The 18,005-nt window shown below is 67.7% G+C and carries 16 protein-coding genes; 9 read left to right on the top strand and 7 right to left on the bottom strand.

Annotated features, from left to right (window positions below):
* The first annotated feature begins 3 nt into the window (after nucleotides 1–3).
* Nucleotides 4–1,494 (top strand): hypothetical protein, encoded by a 1,491-nt coding sequence (locus ACWEN6_RS01180; RefSeq protein WP_452568363.1) that lies wholly within the window; start codon nucleotides 4–6, stop codon nucleotides 1,492–1,494.
* A gap of 3 nt (nucleotides 1,495–1,497) precedes the next feature.
* Nucleotides 1,498–1,719: a hypothetical protein gene (locus ACWEN6_RS01185; RefSeq protein WP_452568364.1), complete on the top strand. Its 222-nt coding sequence runs from the start codon at nucleotides 1,498–1,500 to the stop codon at nucleotides 1,717–1,719.
* 169 nt (nucleotides 1,720–1,888) lie between these two features.
* Here ACWEN6_RS01185 and ACWEN6_RS01190 read toward each other — a convergent pair whose 3' ends face one another.
* Nucleotides 1,889–2,164, bottom strand: coding sequence for an MmyB family transcriptional regulator (locus tag ACWEN6_RS01190; RefSeq protein ID WP_452568365.1), 276 nt, complete (start codon nucleotides 2,162–2,164; stop codon nucleotides 1,889–1,891).
* A 943-nt stretch (nucleotides 2,165–3,107) separates the two neighbouring features.
* Here ACWEN6_RS01190 and ACWEN6_RS01195 point away from each other — a divergent pair.
* The 3 genes from ACWEN6_RS01195 to ACWEN6_RS01205 all read left to right on the top strand — a co-directional run bounded on the left by ACWEN6_RS01195 (nucleotide 3,108) and on the right by ACWEN6_RS01205 (nucleotide 5,935).
* Complete coding sequence (locus ACWEN6_RS01195; RefSeq protein ID WP_452568366.1) at nucleotides 3,108–4,526, top strand: family 43 glycosylhydrolase; 1,419 nt, start codon at nucleotides 3,108–3,110, stop codon at nucleotides 4,524–4,526.
* A gap of 343 nt (nucleotides 4,527–4,869) precedes the next feature.
* Nucleotides 4,870–5,367: a LacI family DNA-binding transcriptional regulator gene (locus ACWEN6_RS01200; RefSeq protein WP_452568367.1), complete on the top strand. Its 498-nt coding sequence runs from the start codon at nucleotides 4,870–4,872 to the stop codon at nucleotides 5,365–5,367.
* Entirely contained in the window at nucleotides 5,345–5,935 is a 591-nt protein-coding gene (locus ACWEN6_RS01205) for a substrate-binding domain-containing protein (protein ID WP_452568368.1), read from the top strand. The genes ACWEN6_RS01200 and ACWEN6_RS01205 overlap by 23 nt, the downstream gene beginning before the upstream one ends.
* Before the next feature lie 994 nt (nucleotides 5,936–6,929).
* On the opposite strand, the gene ACWEN6_RS01210 is transcribed toward ACWEN6_RS01205, so the two are convergent.
* The 3 genes from ACWEN6_RS01210 to ACWEN6_RS01220 form a co-directional block, all read right to left on the bottom strand.
* Nucleotides 6,930–7,142 (bottom strand): hypothetical protein, encoded by a 213-nt coding sequence (locus tag ACWEN6_RS01210; RefSeq protein WP_452568369.1) that lies wholly within the window; start codon nucleotides 7,140–7,142, stop codon nucleotides 6,930–6,932.
* A 331-nt stretch (nucleotides 7,143–7,473) separates the two neighbouring features.
* Complete coding sequence (locus tag ACWEN6_RS01215) at nucleotides 7,474–9,126, bottom strand: glucuronyl esterase domain-containing protein (protein WP_452568370.1); 1,653 nt, start codon at nucleotides 9,124–9,126, stop codon at nucleotides 7,474–7,476.
* 99 nt (nucleotides 9,127–9,225) lie between these two features.
* Nucleotides 9,226–10,179: an SGNH/GDSL hydrolase family protein gene (locus ACWEN6_RS01220; RefSeq protein ID WP_452568371.1), complete on the bottom strand. Its 954-nt coding sequence runs from the start codon at nucleotides 10,177–10,179 to the stop codon at nucleotides 9,226–9,228.
* Nucleotides 10,180–10,222: 43 nt separating this feature from the next.
* Here ACWEN6_RS01220 and ACWEN6_RS01225 point away from each other — a divergent pair, with 43 nt between their 5' ends.
* Nucleotides 10,223–11,863: a discoidin domain-containing protein gene (locus ACWEN6_RS01225; protein ID WP_452568372.1), complete on the top strand. Its 1,641-nt coding sequence runs from the start codon at nucleotides 10,223–10,225 to the stop codon at nucleotides 11,861–11,863.
* A gap of 246 nt (nucleotides 11,864–12,109) precedes the next feature.
* Here ACWEN6_RS01225 and ACWEN6_RS01230 read toward each other — a convergent pair whose 3' ends face one another.
* On the bottom strand, nucleotides 12,110–12,319 hold the full coding sequence (locus ACWEN6_RS01230; RefSeq protein WP_452568373.1) for a hypothetical protein: 210 nt from the start codon (nucleotides 12,317–12,319) through the stop codon (nucleotides 12,110–12,112).
* 596 nt (nucleotides 12,320–12,915) lie between these two features.
* Complete coding sequence (locus ACWEN6_RS01235; protein WP_452568374.1) at nucleotides 12,916–13,722, bottom strand: TetR/AcrR family transcriptional regulator; 807 nt, start codon at nucleotides 13,720–13,722, stop codon at nucleotides 12,916–12,918.
* A 93-nt stretch (nucleotides 13,723–13,815) separates the two neighbouring features.
* Here ACWEN6_RS01235 and ACWEN6_RS01240 point away from each other — a divergent pair, with 93 nt between their 5' ends.
* Both ACWEN6_RS01240 and ACWEN6_RS01245 read left to right on the top strand, forming a co-directional pair.
* Nucleotides 13,816–14,139 carry a putative quinol monooxygenase gene (locus ACWEN6_RS01240; protein WP_452568375.1) on the top strand — a complete coding sequence of 108 codons (324 nt, stop codon included), beginning with the start codon at nucleotides 13,816–13,818 and terminating at the stop codon, nucleotides 14,137–14,139.
* 237 nt (nucleotides 14,140–14,376) lie between these two features.
* Nucleotides 14,377–14,832: a hypothetical protein gene (locus tag ACWEN6_RS01245; protein WP_452568376.1), complete on the top strand. Its 456-nt coding sequence runs from the start codon at nucleotides 14,377–14,379 to the stop codon at nucleotides 14,830–14,832.
* Between the two features lie 308 nt (nucleotides 14,833–15,140).
* On the opposite strand, the gene ACWEN6_RS01250 is transcribed toward ACWEN6_RS01245, so the two are convergent.
* Complete coding sequence (locus tag ACWEN6_RS01250) at nucleotides 15,141–15,560, bottom strand: cellulose binding domain-containing protein (protein WP_452568377.1); 420 nt, start codon at nucleotides 15,558–15,560, stop codon at nucleotides 15,141–15,143.
* A 470-nt stretch (nucleotides 15,561–16,030) separates the two neighbouring features.
* Here ACWEN6_RS01250 and ACWEN6_RS01255 point away from each other — a divergent pair, with 470 nt between their 5' ends.
* Nucleotides 16,031–17,941 carry a cellulose binding domain-containing protein gene (locus tag ACWEN6_RS01255; protein WP_452568378.1) on the top strand — a complete coding sequence of 637 codons (1,911 nt, stop codon included), beginning with the start codon at nucleotides 16,031–16,033 and terminating at the stop codon, nucleotides 17,939–17,941.
* Nucleotides 17,942–18,005: the final 64 nt, after the last annotated feature.

Below are 18,005 nucleotides of genomic sequence, written 5' to 3' on the forward strand. Positions count from 1 at the left end.
TCCATGGACTGCCGGTTACCAGATGTGGTCGGCTGTGCCGGCGACCTCATCGGCGGGGGCGTCGCCAGCCTCGGCAACAGCGCCTTCACCGCGGTCGTCCAGAGCTTCGTGTTGGCGGCGAACGCCCTGCTGGAGAGCTTCGGCGAAGCGTTCGTCGCGATCCCTCCGGTCGACCTGCTCTCTCCAGGCGTCCGCGGCGTCTATCTGATCTCTATCAGGCTCGCCGGAGTGATCGCTGTGTTGCTCTTGCTGGGCCAAGTCGTCAGAACAGCGATCACATATGACGGGTCGGCTCTGGTGCAAGGGTTGATCGGTGTGGGCAAGGCAGTGCTGGCCTTCCTGCTGACAGTGATCGTCGCAGAGACATCCCTCAAAGCCGCAGACGAGCTGACCAACGTCATCATCGTGGGAAGCTTCGGCAACACCGAGGCCCTGACCGCCAGAATCGCCCATCTGGTCCAGTTGGATACCACGGGAACCGCAGCGGGCGCCCTCGTTCTGCTCCTTGCCGTCGTCGGAATCCTGCTGACGCTCGTGCTGTGGTTCGAGTTGCTGCTGCGTAACGCGGCCGTCGCGGTCTTGGTGGCGACCTCGCCGATCGCGGCGGCCGGTCTGGTGTCGGAGGCCACCAGGTCCTGGTGGACCAGGTTCGCGGTGGCGACCGGGCAACTGATCATCCTCAAGCCGGTGATCGCGCTGGTCTTCGCCCTGGGATTCGGGATGACCGGCAAAGGCAAGGACATCCAGACTCTGCTGGCCGGGATGCTCGTGCTGATCCTGGCGGTTTTCGCTTGGCCGGCCATCGCCCGGTTCTTCTCCTTCGCCAGCGTCGAGGTCGGTGGCAGTACGGGACTGGGCGCTCTTCTGGGGTTCGCCGCCGGTAGGGCCAGCTCGGCTGTGGAGAGTGGTGCACCGACCGGCGTCGAACCCGGCGAGTTCAGCCAGGCGTCCGAGGCCCGCACGATGGCGTCGTTCGCGCGGTCCGGCGATGGCGCGTCAGCGGGCGCAGGTGCGGGTACGGCTGCCGCGGCCGGTCCCGCAGCGCTGGCCGTGTCTGCTGTCCAGGCAGCTCAGAAGGCGATCAACAGCCTCAGCGGTGGCATGGACCAGATGGCGGCACATGCGGGAATGGGTGGGAGACCCGCCTCCTATGCGGCAGGAGTACCGCCCTACGCCGGCCGCGGCCGCTATCGGCATCCCTACGGCAGCGGGACCTCCGACCCCGGCAACGGCAGCCCCGGCGGCGCCCCCGCTCCCGTACCTGACCCGAGCGTGGCGGGGGAGGGGTGGGTCGTTGCGAACTCATCGTCCGTCGAGCCCTCCGCGCAGCAGCCGTCCGCAGCGGAATCGTCCGCTGAAGTACCGGCAAGCCAGACTCCGCCCGACGAGGTCGCGCCTGCTCTGCCGGATCAGTTTGCCGCCGCGGAGGCCCCTCCGGCACGGCAGCCGCAGCCGGACTCTGCCGGCGACATCCGGGAACCTGAGGGGAGGTGAGGCATGTCCACTGGTAACGGCAGCGGTGCACCGGTCTCGCGGACGTATTTCGGCTGGCAGGAGGAGAAGGTCGCCTTCATCTTCAGGGTCAGTGGTCAGCGTGCCGCGATGCTCGCCGCGGGTGTGCTTTCCGCCGCGTGGCCGTTGGCCGTCTCCGATATCAGTACGGGCATGGTGTGCTGGCCGGTCGCCGGTCTGCTGGTCACGCTGGCGTTCATCCGCTGATCCAAGCTGGCCAACTGGCACAGTGCTGCGCTTTGACGACCTCAAAGGTCTTCGTAGTATCCGCCGAAGATCCGCCGCATTTGGCTGACCATCACATGCCGACCTGCGGATGCCGCAGCCGCTCGCTGCCGTTGTGGCGGATACGCACGTCGTGGACGGCCTACTGGCTCTAGAACTCGGTGCTGAGCGGACAGCTCACCGACGAGGTCGCGCAGGGCCCGGTCGTGGGGCTCGCATCCGGCCTTCGGCGCGCAGCAGAGCGGCGCTGACGACGGCGCCCTCGTCCCAGTTGCTGGGAGCCGGGGTCGAGGAGGACGTAGCGGGCGATGTTGGCGCGGCCGTGCTGGGCGGCAAGGCTGTCGAAGACCGGCGCGAGCAGGGCATGGGCCAGTGCATTGTAGGTGACGATGTCCTGGCGGCCGTTGCGTACGAACGCCGCCGACATCGTAATGAGTCCAGCAGCCACTGGACCCGCAGCGGGACCTGGACGTCTTTGCGGCGCGAGGTCGCGCGGCGGGCGGGCCGGGCGGCGTGGGCCAGCTCGAACAGGTAGGTGCGTTCGTCCCGGTTCCAGCGCAGGGCTTGGGCGACTGCGTCGAGCACCAGGCATCGGCTTGCATAGCGGGGTGTCAACGACCGTCCGCCATTGGCAGGTGATGGCGGTGCGATGACAGGTGTTCCGGAGATCGCGATCGGGATTTGCTGAAAGTTTCAGCTGTCACGCCTATCGAAAATGTATCTGGGAAATTTCGAAAGGTTCCACCGGTCGCCCCCCGCTCGCTATTGTGCGGATCCAGCCCGAGGTCGTCCGGACCACCTTTCGTTGCCGATCGGCACCGCAGGTGACCAGTCGGTCGGGCGGACCGCTCTTCAGCATAAAAAATTGCGGCTCAGTATCGAAACTTTCCCGCCGGCCGCCGCCACCGCCCCTGACGCGCAACTAAGGACTCCTATTCTCCCCGCACCCGGTTGACCGCAGAAACGGCTGCTCAGGGCAGTGGGCGCCTTCCCGGCCTTCCAGCCATCGGTAACACGCAATCTTGACGCGCTGTCCGCGCTGGGCTCATAGTGATGGCCTTCGCACCACCCCCATCCCTGGAGGCCGACAGCGACACACGCCAGAATAAGTTGTTAGCGATAACAACATGTGCATGCGGAGACCGGCGGTCAAGTCGGCCCAAGGGTATCCCTGCGCCTTTCAACGAAACGCATGACGTTCACCACAGTCGCCGGCCACCCGCCGATGACCGGCGACCATGCCATCGTGCGACCCCTTCGGCGAATGCCTCTTCAATTGCGACCAGAGCCCGGGCGACCCAACCCACACACGTCTGTGCCCAGGCTCATGCCACACACCGGCACGTCAGCCCTCACAGAACGGAGTGTCCGTGAACGTCCTCGCCACCTCCCCGCCACACCCGTGCCGCCACCGGGCCATCATCACCGTCACGACGATCCTCATCGCGTTGCTGGCACTCCTGCACCCCTTGGCCGCCGCAGGCCGCGCCGCCGTGGCCGCGGTTTCCTGCCGCGTCGACTACACCGTCACCAACCAGCGGCAGGGCGGCTTCGGCGCCAGCGTGACGATCCAGAACCTGGGCGACGCGGTCAATGGCTGGCGGCTGACCTGGTCGTTCGGGGCCGGTCAGCAGGTGACCCAGGCGTGGAACGCCACCGTGACCCAGGCCGGCGGCAACGTGACCGCCGTCGACGCGGGGCACAACGCCGCGATCCCCTCAGGAGGGAGCACGTCGTTCGGGTTCAACGGCTCGTGGAACGGTGCCAATCCGAACCCGGCCTCCTTCTCCCTGAACGGCGTGGCGTGCACCGGCACTCCCGGGTCACCGAGCGCGAGCCCTAGCCCGCCGAACTCGCCCAGCCCCACGCCCACGCCTTCCTCCACCGGGCCGACGACCCCGCCGGGTTCCTATCCCAATCCCGGGCGTGTGGCTGGTGACACCGGGGTGCACGACCCCGAGGTGACCAAGAGGCCGGACGGCACCTACCTGCTGGCCCACACCGGCGACAACATCGCCTTGAAGACCTCCACCGACCGCGTCACCTGGCGAAACGCCGGGTCGGCGTTCCCTGGCGGAGCTCCCTGGACGCGCCCCTACACCGGTGGCAGCGCCAACCTGTGGGCACCGGACATCACCTACGTCAACGGGCGGTACTACATGTACTACGCCGCCTCCGGTTTCGGCCGCAACACCTCGGCGATCTTCCTGGCCACCAGCCCCACCGGAGCATCGGGAACGTGGACCAACCAGGGCCTGGTGATCGAGTCGCGCAGCTCAGATAACTTCAACGCCATCGACCCCAACCTGATCATCGACGAGCAGGGCCGCTGGTGGCTCGACTTCGGCTCCTTCTGGTCGGGCATCAAGATGATCCGGCTCGACCCCGCCACCGGCAGGCGGGCCGACAACTCCATCCTCAGCACCGCCGGCCGCGGCGGCGGGGCGATCGAGGCGCCTTTCATCTACCGGCACGGCGGCTACTACTACCAGATGGTGTCCTTCGACCTCTGCTGCCGCGGCGCTGCCAGCACCTACCGCATCATGGTCGGCCGCTCCACCTCGGTCACCGGCCCCTACCTGGACCGTAACGGCGTGCCGATGAACAACGGCGGAGGCACTCAAATCCTGGCCGGCCACGGCGGCGTCCACGGCCCGGGCCACCAGGCCGTCCTGTCGGACAACGATGGGGACGTCCTGTTCTACCACTGGTACGCCGACAACGGCGCGTCCTTCCTCGGCATCAACAAGATCGGCTACGACTCGGCCGGCTGGCCCTTCGTCTACTGAGATGGCGGCCCCGCGGCGGCATCGCATCACGCAGAAAGGATGCCGCCGCGCCCGGTCCCACAGAGGATCGAGTAGCCCGCTCACCTGAGGACGTCTGAGAACCGCGCGAGGAGACCCGGCGCCGGCGTGAGCGAACACCTCCATGACGCACGCCGCCCTTCCCCACCCCAGCACACCGCGCAGCCTCCGCTTAAAGGGAACCATGAACCTGCCAAAATCGGTCCAGCTCACCGTCCTCGGCGGCGCTTCGGCCGCCCTACCTGCCACGGCATCCACGGGGCGGCAGACTCTCACCGGCAATAGGCGCCGGTCCCGTAGGAACCCGCAAAATGAGGACCTCGTCGTGACGCCGGTCGATCCCGAGCCTGCTTTACGGTCCCGTGCGGCGGTGTTGGGCGACGTGGCCGCCCGGGTAGGTGTGTCGGTGATGACGGTCTCGCGCGTGCTCAACTCTCCTGAAAAGGTGCGGTCCGAGACCCGGGCCCGGGTGCTGGCGGCCGTACGGGAGCTCGGCTACCTGCCCAACTTCGCGGCCCGCGTGCTGGCCACCGGCCGGTCGGGGATGCTGGGTGTGCTGAGCTTCGACACCACCCATTACGGCTCGGCGTCCATCCTGCGCGCGATCGAACACGCCGCGATCGAACACGACTACCTGGTGAACATCGCCAGTCTCAAAGCGCTCACCCGCAGTTCGATCGAGGAGGGCGTGGAGCGGCTGCGCCGCCAGTCGGTCGACGGGATCATCATCATCGCACCGTACGCGTCGGCGGCCGAGGGCCTTCGGCACCTGCCTTCGGCACCTGCCTTCGGACCTGCCGGTGGTCAACGTCGGCGGCGGTGAGGAGCTCCCGGTTCCCACCGTCACGGTCGATCAGCACACCGCGGCCGCGCGGGCCACCCGCCATCTGCTCAGCCTGGGCCACGACACGGTCTGGCACCTGGCGGGGCCGCCGAACTGGATCGACGCGCGGGACCGGGCCGGCGGCTGGCGGGCCACCCTGCAGGCCGAGGGGCGGCAGATCCCCGAGCCGCTGATCGGCGACTGGAGCCCCGCAACCGGGTATGAGCTGGGCCGCGGCCTGGCCCGGCGGCCGGAGGTCACTGCGATCCTCACGGCCAATGATGAGATGGCCATGGGCCTGCTGCGCGCGCTGCGGGAGAGCGGGCGGCGGGTGCCCGGGGACGTCAGCGTCGTCGGCTTCGATGACATCCCCCAGGCCGCCTACTTCTGTCCCCCGCTCACCACCATGCGACAGAACTTCACCGACGTCGGCCGGCACGCGTTCGCGCTCCTACGCCAGCACGTCGCCGGCGGCCGGCCGCCCCCGCGCCACCTGATACGGCCCGAACTGATCATCCGGGAAAGCACCGGCCCCGCCGCGAGCCGGACACGACCGCGATCGACGTGAAGTCCTGCGGCGCCCGGCAGAGGCACCGTACTCGAGGAGATAGGGCCGAGCGCCGGCTTCTCGTTGGTCAGACCGGGCGGTGACCAAGAGCCGGTTCGTCACGTGCCACTCGGGGTTCACTATCGATTGATAGGCCCCGGCGATCTCGGGACGCCCGTCGACCAGCGGGACAACGCCGATCTCCAGACCGGAAATGACACGCGAGCTCCAGCATAACGCTCGTCCCGGTTCAGTCGAGATAGTGGAACTTTCAGTCGTTCACGCCGTTCGAAATATATCCGGCAGGTCTCCGAAAGATGCATCTATCGCGGCCCGCCGACTATTGTGTGAATCCGGCCCAGGACCATCCCGGCAACGTTACGCCGCCACACGACATCGCAGATGGCCGGTCAACGCCGACAACCGTTACTCCATGAAGAGGATTACGGCCCGGTGGCGAGAGTTTTCGACCTGGCCGGCATCGCCGCCCCTGAAACAAAAGTCGTCATCAATTGGCAGCGATAACGAGATAGGCCCGTGCGGACGACCCGGGCGGTAAGCGATATCCCGTCCGGCTCGGCCCCGCACTTCGGCACCTCACGGACAGCAACCGATGACTGACTCCAGCGATCAACCCGTGCTGCTGTTGAGTAGTAGTTGGTTTCGTGTTCGGCGGCCGGGATGTGCCCGATCGCGCTGAACGGCGCTGGTGGTTGAACCAGTCAACCCATTCGTCGACGCATCGACGTCGGCCAGGCCTTCCACGGCTTACGGGGTTTGATCAATTCGGTCCTGTGCAAGCCGATCTGCGAGCCCATCAGCGCCGATGGTGCCGATGGAGGCGTCGATGCCCGTCTCCATCAGGCAGGCGGTAAAGGCGAACGAGGTGTACGCGCTACTGGCTAGCTGTGATGACCTAGCCCCGGCCCAGCGGGTGGCCGCCCTGGTCGCGCCACCACAGCCCTATGCCCAGGGCGTTCAGGACGAGCTTGGAGTGTTCGCTGATGGCAGCCGATCAGTCGACGATCGCCCGGGAGTACGCATCGACGGTGAACGCGACGTACACCAACCCCACCCACGTCATGACATGCGTGATGTCGGCGACCCAGCGCTGGTAGGGGTGCGGGCGGTGAAGTCGCGCTGCGCAGGCGACGGCACGTTCATAGCCGTCGTCGCGCGCGGTGGCGCGGATCGTCCTGCCGCAGCTACCTGCGCCAGGTTTTCCCAAATCCACAACCGATGCTGCGGCGGCATCTGGTAGTACCTGTATGACCCGTCCGAGGACAGCGTGCGCAGGTCCACGCAGACGCGCTGGTAGGCGTCGTCGATCGCCTGCTCCGGCAAGGAGAGGGTACGGTCCCCGAACTTGATCAATGCCCGGTACTCATATCTCGGCAGCAGGTCCGGTCCGGCCTGCGCCCATGTCGTTGTCGCGCGGTGCTGATCAGACCAGATGTCCTTGTCATCGCATTCTTTGAGGAAGGGCCCATGGGGATGGCCATAGGCACGGGGGGCGTGCGGGTGCCGGCGAGGCTTACGCCGCACCGGCACCCTGTTGGTCAGGTAGCGCTACAGGTCAGTGCCGGGGTGGCGGCGGCGCCACCGGCGGTGAAGCCGAAGGTGGTGGTGGCGTTGGCGGCGAGGCTGCCATTGTAGGTCTCGTTGCGGACGGTGACGCTGGAACCCGAGCCGGAACGGACGCCGCTCCATAGCTGGGTGATGGCCTGGGTGCCGGGCCAGGTCCAGTTGACCGTCCAGCCGTTGACCGCAGTGGCGCCGGCGCGGACGGTGACGGTGGACTGGAAGCCGCCGGACCAGGAGTTCACCGTCTGCATCGTCGCCACGCAGCCACCCGGCACCGGGGTCGGCGTCGGAGTCGGTGTGGGGGTCGGTGTCGGTGTGGGGGTCGGTGTCGGCGTCGGGTTGGGGGAGGCGTCACTCAGGGTGGGGGTCTGCCAATCCCGCCATTCGGACAGGTTCCCGAGCGCCTTCGACGCGATCCTGATCGTGCCGGGGTCGTTGCCGGTCTTCAGCAGGAACTTCCTGATGTTCTGCTGCAAGGGGGTCTGCCATTCAGGCCGGATGGCGCAGTGGCTACCGTTCTGGACGTCGGACCAGTAGGTGATGTTGCTTCCCGCACCCAGCGCCTTGTAGACCTCCGCTCCGCCCAGGGCCGCCACGCTCGCGGAGCGGGGACCCAGGTTGGGGATGTGCGGGTTGTCCATGATGAACAGCCCTCGCGGCGCGACCATGGCGACCATCTCATGCGTGTCCACCGGCAACCTGGCCGGACTGCTGGTGAAGGAACCGAACGCGTCCCCCAGCCATGGCTGCTCGCCGTAGGCGCTGCCCAGACTCTGGGCGCCCTCCCCGGGGATGCCGCGGAAGATGGGAACACCGCCGCTGCCCGACTCGATCGGCATGGTCAACGCGATGCGCTGATCGAGCACTCCGATCACGAAGGCGCCTTTGCCGAAGCGGGAGCATCCGGTGACGCCGGTGGCGTCGGGTTTGAGGATGTCGCCGCCCGACTGCTCGATGACGTCGATGATGCGGCTGACCCCCCAGGCCCAGGCCGCCAGCAAGCCGGTGCTGCTGGAGGAGCCGTAGATGCTGTAGAACGCGCCTTGCTTGTTGCTGCGGGGAGTGCCCTCGCGCCCGACCGTGTAGGGGTCGTAGTTGATGACGGCGGCGCCGGTCGCTCTGATGGTGGCGGTGTCGGCGCCGATCCCGCCGAGGACGAACACGGCCGGGAACGGCCCATTACCGCTGGGCAGCTGCACACTTGCCGAGAAGCTCGAGCTCCTGCCGTTGTGGGACACGTTCACCGAGATGCGGGTAGAGGAGACCGTCCCGGTCACACTCGACGGCTTCGGCGGCTTCTCGCCGTAGACGAACCTCTGCGCCAGCTTCTTGATCTCCTGCCGCCGGCATCGCCATTCGGCCTTGCTGGAAATGCGCGTGTTGTCCAGCTTCCTGAACGGATCGGGCAGCCGGGAGTTGGTGGGCAATGATCCCGCGTCCGGCAGGGTGGGCACGGCGCAGTTGGCGCCCTCGTCTTCCACACCGGCGGCGAGCACGGCGGTACCGGTGGCAGCGGGCATGGCCGCATCGGCGAGGACTGTCATCGTTCCAGCGGCCATGAGCGCCGCTGCCGTCGCCAGCGAGACGAGCATCGATCGGATCTTGGTTCGGCCCAATTTGATGATCACAAGTGCTCCTTTTCAGGGGATGCGATCGACGGCGGTTCGCGCCGATGATCATCGACGTCGAGTACGTCGACCGTTGAACACGGCTAGTCCGTCGGGCTTCTACTCGAAGCTCCCGTGGAACGCGGTGCTCTGGAACAGCCCGGCCGGGACGGCGTCGGCGATGGCCCGGTAGCCCGCCGGATTGAGGTGCAGGTGGTCGCCGGTGTCGTACGCGGGCAGCAACCGGCGGGGGTTCGCCGGGTCGCGGGTGGCCTGGTCGAAGTCGATAACGGCGTCGAAGCGTCCGCTGGTGCGGATCCAGCGGTTGACCGTCTGCCGGGTGTTCTCCTGGAGACCCTGCGCGTCGTCGTAGCCGTTACCGCCGAAGGCCGTGATCGTCCCGCCGAACACGCGGATGTCCTTGGCGTGGGCCCGCGTGATGATCTGCTCGTAGGCCGCGATCAGATCGGCCGCGGCCTGGGTGGCTCCGGCCCCGCCGATGTCGTTGACGCCCTCGAACACCACGAGCCACATGACACCGCTTTGGGCCAGTACGTCTCGGTCGAGCCTGGCCAGCGCGTTGGGCCCGAGGCCGTCGTTCAGCACCCGGTTGCCGCCGGCGGCCTGGTTGAGGACGGCGATGTTCTGGGTCGCGGGCTGGGTCTGCAGGCGGTCGAGCAACTGGTCGGGCCAGCGGTTGTTGCCGTTGGTGGTGGAACCGCGCCCGTCGGTCAGCGAGTCGCCCAGCATGACCACGCCCACGGTCCGGGCGGGGGACCACACCTCGACCCCGCTGAGGAAGTACCAGTGATCGGTCGCCGTCGCCCCCGACAGGCTCTGGTCGGCGACGCGGTCACCGCTCACCATGTAGGACGTGGTCCGGGAGCCGGGGTGGGAGGTGATGTTGGTGGACGCCTGCCCCTGGGCCAGGTAGATCGTCACGGTCAGGTTGGACCGAGGGGTCACGGCCAGGTCCAGCGGGTCGGACACCGCCTGGGCTCCGACCGGGATGCTCACCCCGGGCCTACCGCTGAAGGTCACCGGCCGTGACGTGCCCGCCTGGATGCCGCTCACCCCGGCCTCACCTCCGGCTGGGAGGGCCACGGCCACCTTGGTGATGGGCAGCGCGACACTGTTCGCCGACGCGGCCGAGTACCCGGTCTTCCCCTTCTACACCGCCAACCAGCGGGACAAGGCCACCGCCGCGGCGGCCGGCAGCCCGGGCAGCAACAACTTTTCCACCATCAACTCCACCGTGCAGTTCCGCCTGTTCTCCTCGGCGCTGCGCAACTACCCCACCTCCTACATCACCACCGAGGACTACAAGAAGCTGCTCTACTGGAACACCTGGGCGCAGTACGTCGGCGGCAACACCCAGTGGCCGGACGCCAACGAGTTCTGGGCCAACTGGAACGGCTCCTCCATCACCTACCGGTCCTGGATCCACCACAACATCCTCGGCAGCAGCAATTGGACGCTGATCGAGGACGTCGCGGGCCTGCGGCCGCGCAACGACAACAAGGTGGAGCTCTCGCCGATCAACATCGGCTGGGCCAACTTCGCGGTCAACAACATCCGCTACCGCAACGCCGACCTGTCCATCGTGTGGGACGACCCGGCCGACGGCGTCGTGAAGTACCCGGGCGTCCCCCAGGGGTACTCCATCTTCGTCAACGGCAACCGGGCCGCGACCGTCAACCAGCTCGTGCCGTTCGTGTGGGACCCGGCCACCGGCTCGGTCTCCTTCACCGGCCAGGGCGGCACGGTGACCTACAACCAGGCCGTCCCAGGCATGCAGGCGCCGCAGCAGGTCGTCCAGAGCGACGCCCGCGTGGTCGACGCGCTGGCCAAGACCGGCGTCGACCTCACCGCCACCCTGCCCAACCTCGCGCAGGGCGCCTCCGTCTCCGCCTCGCACACCGCCTCCGGCACCAGCACCGGGGGAGCGGTCGACGGGTACCCGACCAACGAGCCCTTCTGGGGCGCGGGCGGCTCGCTCAACGCCCAGGACTGGTACGAGGTGAACTTACGCAGCGCCAAGACCCTGGACGAGGTCAGGCTGTACTTCGAGGACAGCCGCCCGGCCAGTGGCACCTACCGGGCGCCGTCGGCCTACCAGATCCAGTACCTGAACGGCGGCACCTGGACGACGGTCAGCGGGCAGCTGAAGACCCCCACCACCCCGGCCGGCAACTACAACCTGGTCCGGTTCGCACCCGTCACCGCACAACGGGTACGGGTGTTGATGACCAACTCCCCCGGTGCCAAGAGCGGGCTCACCGAGATCAAGATGTACAACCGGGGCGGCACCACGCCTCCTCCGACCGGCGGCAACCTCGCCTCGTCCGCGACGCCGTCCGCCTCGTACACCTCGCCCTGGGAGTCGGTTGGGGCGATCAACGACGACATCGACCCGCCCTCGTCCAACGACACGGTCAACCCCCGCTGGGGCGCCTGGCCGGAGCAGGGCGAGCAGTGGGCCGAGCTGACCTGGTCCTCGGCGGTGTCGCTCAACCGGGCGCAGGTGTACTTCTTCGACGACGACCACGGCATCGACCTGCCCGCGTCGTGGAAGCTGCAGTACTGGAACGGCAGCGCCTACGCCGACGTGCCCGGCGCGAGCGCTTACCCCACCGTCGGTGGCCAGTACAACACCGTGAACTTCACCACGGTCAGCACAACGCGGCTGCGGGTGCTGTTGCAGAGCGCTCCGAACATGTCGGTCGGGCTCCTGGAAGTCAAGGCCTTCGCCCCCTGATCCCGCCCGCCCATGTCCCGTGACGGCGATCCTCATGACGAGGCGCCCGTGGAGGCTCGCCGGATGATGGAGGAACCCGTGACGGGGCGCCTCTGAAAGGACGCCTCGTCAGACGGTGCCACCACGTGGCGGAGAGGTGCGCACCTCCTCCGCCACGTCATCGGTCGGCGCGGAGGAAGTCGTGATGGCGCAGGAGCAGTGTCAGCAGCACGACGCGGGCGCCCGCCCATTCCCACCAGGCCTACGCTATTCAGCGCCCAGAGCCGCGGCGAGCTTCCTTGCGCCGGCCACCTGCGGGTAGTTGCTGACGAGGTCGCCGGCGATCCGCCGGTTGCCGAGTTGCCCGAACACCTCTTTCAGCGCGTCGGCGATGGCACCCAGCGACGCACGCGAGGTCTGCTCGAGCTTGTCCGCTGCCCACGCCGAACGGGCCATGTCGGTCCAGGACCTTCCCACGCCGTTCGAGTGTGGTGAACATATGGGGTCGCAGCAAGGCATGTCGCACATCGTGGGTGTCAAACTGGGTGACAACAGGGGTGGACGAGGCTGGACGGTAGGGGACTGGTGGGGAGTGTGTGCGCAGGTCAGGGTGGGTGTTGGTGCAGGTGCTGCCGCTGCCTGGTTTGACTTACAAGCGAGGGGTCACTGGTTCGAACCCAGTAGCGCCCACCAGCGAAAACGCCCCGCTCCTGATCACAGAAACGGGGCGTGAGTGACGAACTGAGTGACCAAGGGTTCTCAGGCATCGGGAAGATGCCATCGATGGCTGTCGCACCCTCCTGGATGACCGGCCTGATTTGATACGCCAGGTGTTGCGCCGTTCGCCGTCTCCGGTGGTCTCACGTTCGTAGGCGGGCGCGACCGGTATGAGCGTGATCATCCACAAGCCTTGCCGGCTGCTCTTGGCGACGGTCTGAGTGGCAGGGGCGCCGAAGGTCTGGAACAACTGCGAGTGGCGAGCTCCCGCCAGTGTCTGTGGGAAACGTTTATACCTACGTATATGAACTGGTCAACGGCAGACCGGTATCCCCGCTGACCGTGAGTCGACAATGTCAGCCGGCGGGTATTCGCCGATGCGCGTCAGAGAGCAGGTTGTGCATGGCGCCGCGGAAGACCTCCGCCTGCAACGGGCCGATGAAGGCGGTGTGCCCGAACACTTCCAGGACCACGAGGCCGTGCAGGTGGCCCCAGACGCTGATGAAGAGGGCGGCGGCCTGCGGCGGAAGTCCGCCGACCGCTTCGGGCGGCAGTTCCTCGAAGCGGGCACGGAGTGCGACGCTCAGTTGTGGAACCTCGGTGCGGGCCAGTTGCTCATCGGTGAATGCACCGAACAACTCTCGGAGGAAGACGGCCGCGATCCTGCGGGCACCGGCGGTCGTGCGGCCATCGGAGGGCGCCTGGTAGTCGAGCAGCGGTGTCCCGTAGATGAGCTGAAACCGTGCGGGGTTGTCGAGACCCCATCCCCGGAAGGCTTCCGCGGCGGTGATGAACCTCGGCAGGTCGCCGTCCGGCGGTGCGGTGTCGAGCGCCGCTTGGACGGCGTCGGCGAGGTGGTGGTACGCCTCGATGATCAGCGCTGTGGTCAGCTCATCGCGGCTGGGAAAGTAGTGGTAGAGCGCCTGCACGGTCATCCCGAGGCTGCGGGCGACCGATCGCAGGGACAGGCCGGAGGGGCCGTGCAGCGCGATCTGCTCCTGCGCCGCGTCGAGGATCTCACGGGTGGCGGCGGCCCGCCGGCGCAGGCGCAGAGGTACCGGGCCGGCGTCAGGCGCCGTGGGCTCGTCCGTCATGCCGACACCGTACTGTCTGCCTGACACTGTTAAGCAAATCTGGCACTGCCAAATTCGGGCGAACGTCATTAGCGTCGTTCCCGGCCGCTTCCCACCGATCACCGGCTCTGCCACGGCCGGTGATCGAGAACCGAGGCTACCCGCTGTCCAAAGGAGGAATCCGTGCACTTCACGGTCGTCAAGTTCACCGTCCGCCCCGAGCGGGACGCGGCATGGCTCTCGCTCGTCGAGGACATCACCCAGGCCACCCGGGCCGAGCCGGGCAATGTCTTGATCGAGTGGTTCAAGAGCGTGGACAACCCGCACCAGTACGTGGTGGTCGAGGGGTATGCCAGCCCCGAGGCGGCCGAAGCACACACGAACTCTGAGCACCTCAAAACGGCGATCGCCGAACTGCCGGACATGCTCACCAGCACCCCTGAGGTCATCAGCGCCCAGATCGAGGAGGGCGGCTGGAGCCCGATGTCGGGTGCCGTCCCGCGCTAGCGGTAAGGAGGCGAAGCTTCTGGGACGGGAGCGTCCGCCCGCTGTCGGCCGCTCCGTTCCCCATTCCTGACGTTCGCGTCGGGGACCAGAAAGGGCACCACTCAGGTGGGCCCCATCCCCAGCGGCAGCCGTCCGGTGCCGCCGTACAGCGCCTCTCGTCCGGGCCATGGACGCCATGCGGTCATGACCGGCCGGCGCTCACCCCGGAGCGGTATCCCCTTACCACAAGGAGTCCTCATGGCTACTGGAGCCGACGCGTCTCCTCCCGCCGGCCGTCCGTCCCCCTGGGCGGATCGGATCGGGCGCACGCTGATGGCCGTCGACGCGGCCGCGACACTCGTCGCGTTCGCGGGCGGGATCCTCATCATGACCAGCGTTTCCGACGACCGCGTCATCACCGAAGCCTGGCGGACGCTCGCCTACATCGTCTTCGCGGGACTGTGGACCGTGCTCGCCGTCGCGCCGCGCCGACAATGGGGACTGTGGGAGCTTCTGCTCTTCCACAAGGGCGCGATCACCGTCTACTGCTTCGTCATGTGGGACAAGCCCGACGCGGCGCAGACCGCGTTCATCGACCTCTTCGTCCTGGTGACGACCGCGGTGGCGTACGTGCTCTGCCGCGGCTGGACCAGTTGGCGAACCGGTGCCTCCGAGCCGGCCCGCGGCCGGGGGGCCGCGACCTCGGCCGGGTGACGCGAGTCGAGTGGGCTGCGGTGAACGCGCTGGTCTCATGGTCGACGTGGAAGGCTCACCATACCCTCAGGTGCGGGCCCCGAGATCGGGCTGCCGGTTCGGTCGCGTCGCGGGCGCGAGTATCGCTGAGGCCTTCATTCCGCTGGAGATGACGACGGGTTGCCTTGCAGTTTCCGGACGAGTCGCAGGTGGAGTCGACGGCGGACACGTACCGGAGAAGCCGGCGCACCGGTGCGGGTGAGCGGGTGAGCGGGTGAGCTTCAGGGGTGGAGCCCGGCCGGGCTCCACCCCTGAGGGTTCGTCCTTGGTCAGGCGATGGTGCACGCCGCGCCGTTGAGGGTGAATGACGTGGGTTTGCCGGTGTTGCCGGTGTGGGTGGCCTGGAAGCCGATGCTGACCGAGGCGTTGGGGGCGATGGCGCCGTTGTAGGAGACGTTCTTCGCCGTCACCTGGCCGCTGGTGGGGGAGTAGGTGGCGTTCCAGCCGGAGGTGATGGTCTGGCCACCGGGCAGGGTGAAGACCAGCGACCAGCCGTTGATCGCGGCGGTGCCGGTGTCGGTGATGGAGATGTCCGAGGTCAGACCGGAGTTCCACGCGTTGAGGGTGTCGGTGACCCGGCAGGCTCCGGTGCCCGGCGTGGGGGTCGGGGTGGGGGTCGGAGTGGGGTTGGGGTCGGTGCTCGCGAACTGGGTGAAGAACTTCCACACCTCGGCCGGAACCCAGGTCATGGAGCCGCTGTCGCCGGTGGCGCCGTCCTGCGGAGCGGCGATGTGGCCTTCGTCGAAGGCGGCCCATACGACCGGGTAGCCGGCTCGGCATCCGGAGTAGGTGGTAGCTGGGGTTCTCGGTGCTGCGGATCCCCGTCAACGAGAACCAGTCGGATTGGAGCCGTGACCTGGCGACGGCGAAGCGCGCCGTCGAGCTCGGGGCGACGGTCTTCGCCTCGCCGTGGAACCCTCCCGCCAGCATGACCTTCACAGCACTCGCCGTGTTCTTCGCGAACGTGAGAGTAGCCGGCCGATCGCTCTACGGTCGTGCCGGCTCAATGAGTGAAAGTTGCACCCGGTGGGCCGCCGTCGGTGCAGTTGGGGTCGCTTGGCCCGTCACGTGCGGGCCGCTCGCTTGACCGGAGGCAGGGGGCTCGATCACGCTCCGCTGACCCTGTGCGTCCCGCGCACGCGACTTTCGAGGAGTTCGGATGCCTGGCTTGCTCCGCCGTCGGCGGGCCGTCGTGGCGCTGTTCGCCGCCACGGCCCTGGCCGCTACGGTGATCAGCGCCGTGACGGTCGATTCGGCATCGGCGGCTACTACCGCGACCGTGAATGTTAGCGCTAACAATGCTCGGGGCGCGATCCCGCCCGCCGGACACGGCGTCAACGTCGCCGTCTATGACGGGAACATGAACCATTCGGCCATACCTGGGCTGCTGCGGGACGCCGGCTTCACCGCCGTCCGCTACCCGGGCGGGTCGTACGCCGACATCTACCACTGGAAGACCAACACGGCCGACGGCGGGTACGTCGCCCCCAACACCGACTTCGACACCTATATCGGCACGGTGCGCTCGGCCGGCGCGCAGCCGGTCGTCATCGCCAACTACGGCACCGGCACCGCGCAGGAGGCGGCCGACTGGGTGCGGTACGCCAACGTCACCAAGGGCTACGGCGTCAAGTACTGGGAGGTCGGTAACGAGGTCTACGGCAACGGCCACTACGGGTCGGGGTGGGAACAGGACAACCACTCCGACAAGAGCCCGAGAACATACGCCAACAACGTGGTGCAGTACATCTCGGCGATGAAGGCCGTCGACTCCACCATCAAGGTGGGCGTCGTGCTCACGACCCCGGGGAGCTGGCCGGACGGCATCGTCGGGTCGGGCGACAGCGCCGACTGGAACAACACGGTCATGTCGATCGTCCAGGACAAGGCCGACTTCGTCATCGTCCACTGGTACCCGGGCGCCTCCTCGGCGGCCGACAGCCTGACCAAGGTGTCGCAGATCTCGACGATCACCGGCTCGCTCCGCTCCCTGATCTCCAGATACGCCGGAAGCCGGGCCTCTTCCATCGGGATCGCGGTCACCGAGCTGAACCCCAGCTACCAGCTCAACAGCGCCACCGCCGCGTTGTTCGCCACCGACAGCTATCTGACCTGGTTCGAGAACGGGGCGATGAACCTGGACTGGTGGAATCTCCACAACGGGACCAGCCAAAGCCCTGGCAGGAACGACGACGGGACCGTTGACTACCACGACGAGGGCATCTTGTCCTCCGGCGCCTCCGGTGAGCCGGCGACCAACACGCCGTTCTCGCCGTACTACGGCCTGGCCATGGTCGGCAAGGCCGGATCTCCGGGTGACACGCTCGTGCAGGCCTCCTCGTCCAACGCGTTGCTCGCCGCGCACGCGGTGAAGACCTCCAGCGGCCTGAACGTCGTGCTGGTCAACAAGGACCTCAACAACTCCACCACGGTCTCGCTGTCCTACTCGGGGTTCTCGCCCGGCGGCAGCCCGACCATCGTGCAGTGGCAGAAGGGGAACACTTCGATCAGCACCACCACCGGTTCCTCGGCGACGTCGATCACCCTTCCCCCGTACTCCATCACCGTCCTGAAGGCCGGCGGGGGCGGTCCCAGCCCGACCCCCACGCCCACCCGGACGCCGACCCCCACGCCCACGCCGACTCCCACGCCGACGCCCACCCCCACGCCGACTCCCACGCCGACGCCCACCCCCACGCCCACCCCCACGCCGACCCCCACGCCGACGCCCACCCCCACGCCGACCCCCACGCCGACTCCGAGCTCGGGACAGGGGTGCACGGCCACGTACAAGGTGGTCAACTCCTGGCAGGGCGGGTTCCAGGGTGAGGTGACCGTGACCGCGAACCGGGCGGTAACCGGGTGGACGGCCGCCTGGCGGTACGCCAACGGCCAGACGATCACCCAGCTCTGGAACGGCACCCTCAGCCAGTCCGGAGCCGCCGTCACCGTGGGGAACGCGAACTACAACGGCACCCTGAGCTCCGGTGCCTCCACCACCTTCGGCTTCACCGGAACCGTCAACGGGACCAACGCCGTCCCCTCGCCCATCACCTGCACCGCGAGCTGAGTCGGCCGCGATGACGCCAGGCTCCGCCTCGGAACCTTCCGAGGCGGGGTCCCGCGTTCTCGCC

This window comes from Sphaerisporangium sp. NPDC004334 (genome assembly GCF_053602655.1).

Bases quoted from the DNA above. Each gene is read 5' to 3' on its own strand.
- ACWEN6_RS01245 (WP_452568376.1), top strand. From the start codon at position 14,377: ATGGCTACTGGAGCCGACGCGTCTCCTCCCGCCGGCCGTCCGTCCCCC.
- ACWEN6_RS01255 (WP_452568378.1), top strand. From the start codon at position 16,031: ATGCCTGGCTTGCTCCGCCGTCGGCGGGCCGTCGTGGCGCTGTTCGCC.
- ACWEN6_RS01190 (WP_452568365.1), bottom strand. From the start codon at position 2,164: ATGTCGGCGGCGTTCGTACGCAACGGCCGCCAGGACATCGTCACCTAC.
- ACWEN6_RS01185 (WP_452568364.1), top strand. From the start codon at position 1,498: ATGTCCACTGGTAACGGCAGCGGTGCACCGGTCTCGCGGACGTATTTC.
- ACWEN6_RS01235 (WP_452568374.1), bottom strand. From the start codon at position 13,722: ATGACGTTCGCCCGAATTTGGCAGTGCCAGATTTGCTTAACAGTGTCA.
- ACWEN6_RS01250 (WP_452568377.1), bottom strand. From the start codon at position 15,560: ATGACCTGGGTTCCGGCCGAGGTGTGGAAGTTCTTCACCCAGTTCGCG.
- ACWEN6_RS01225 (WP_452568372.1), top strand. From the start codon at position 10,223: ATGGGCAGCGCGACACTGTTCGCCGACGCGGCCGAGTACCCGGTCTTC.
- ACWEN6_RS01180 (WP_452568363.1), top strand. From the start codon at position 4: ATGGACTGCCGGTTACCAGATGTGGTCGGCTGTGCCGGCGACCTCATC.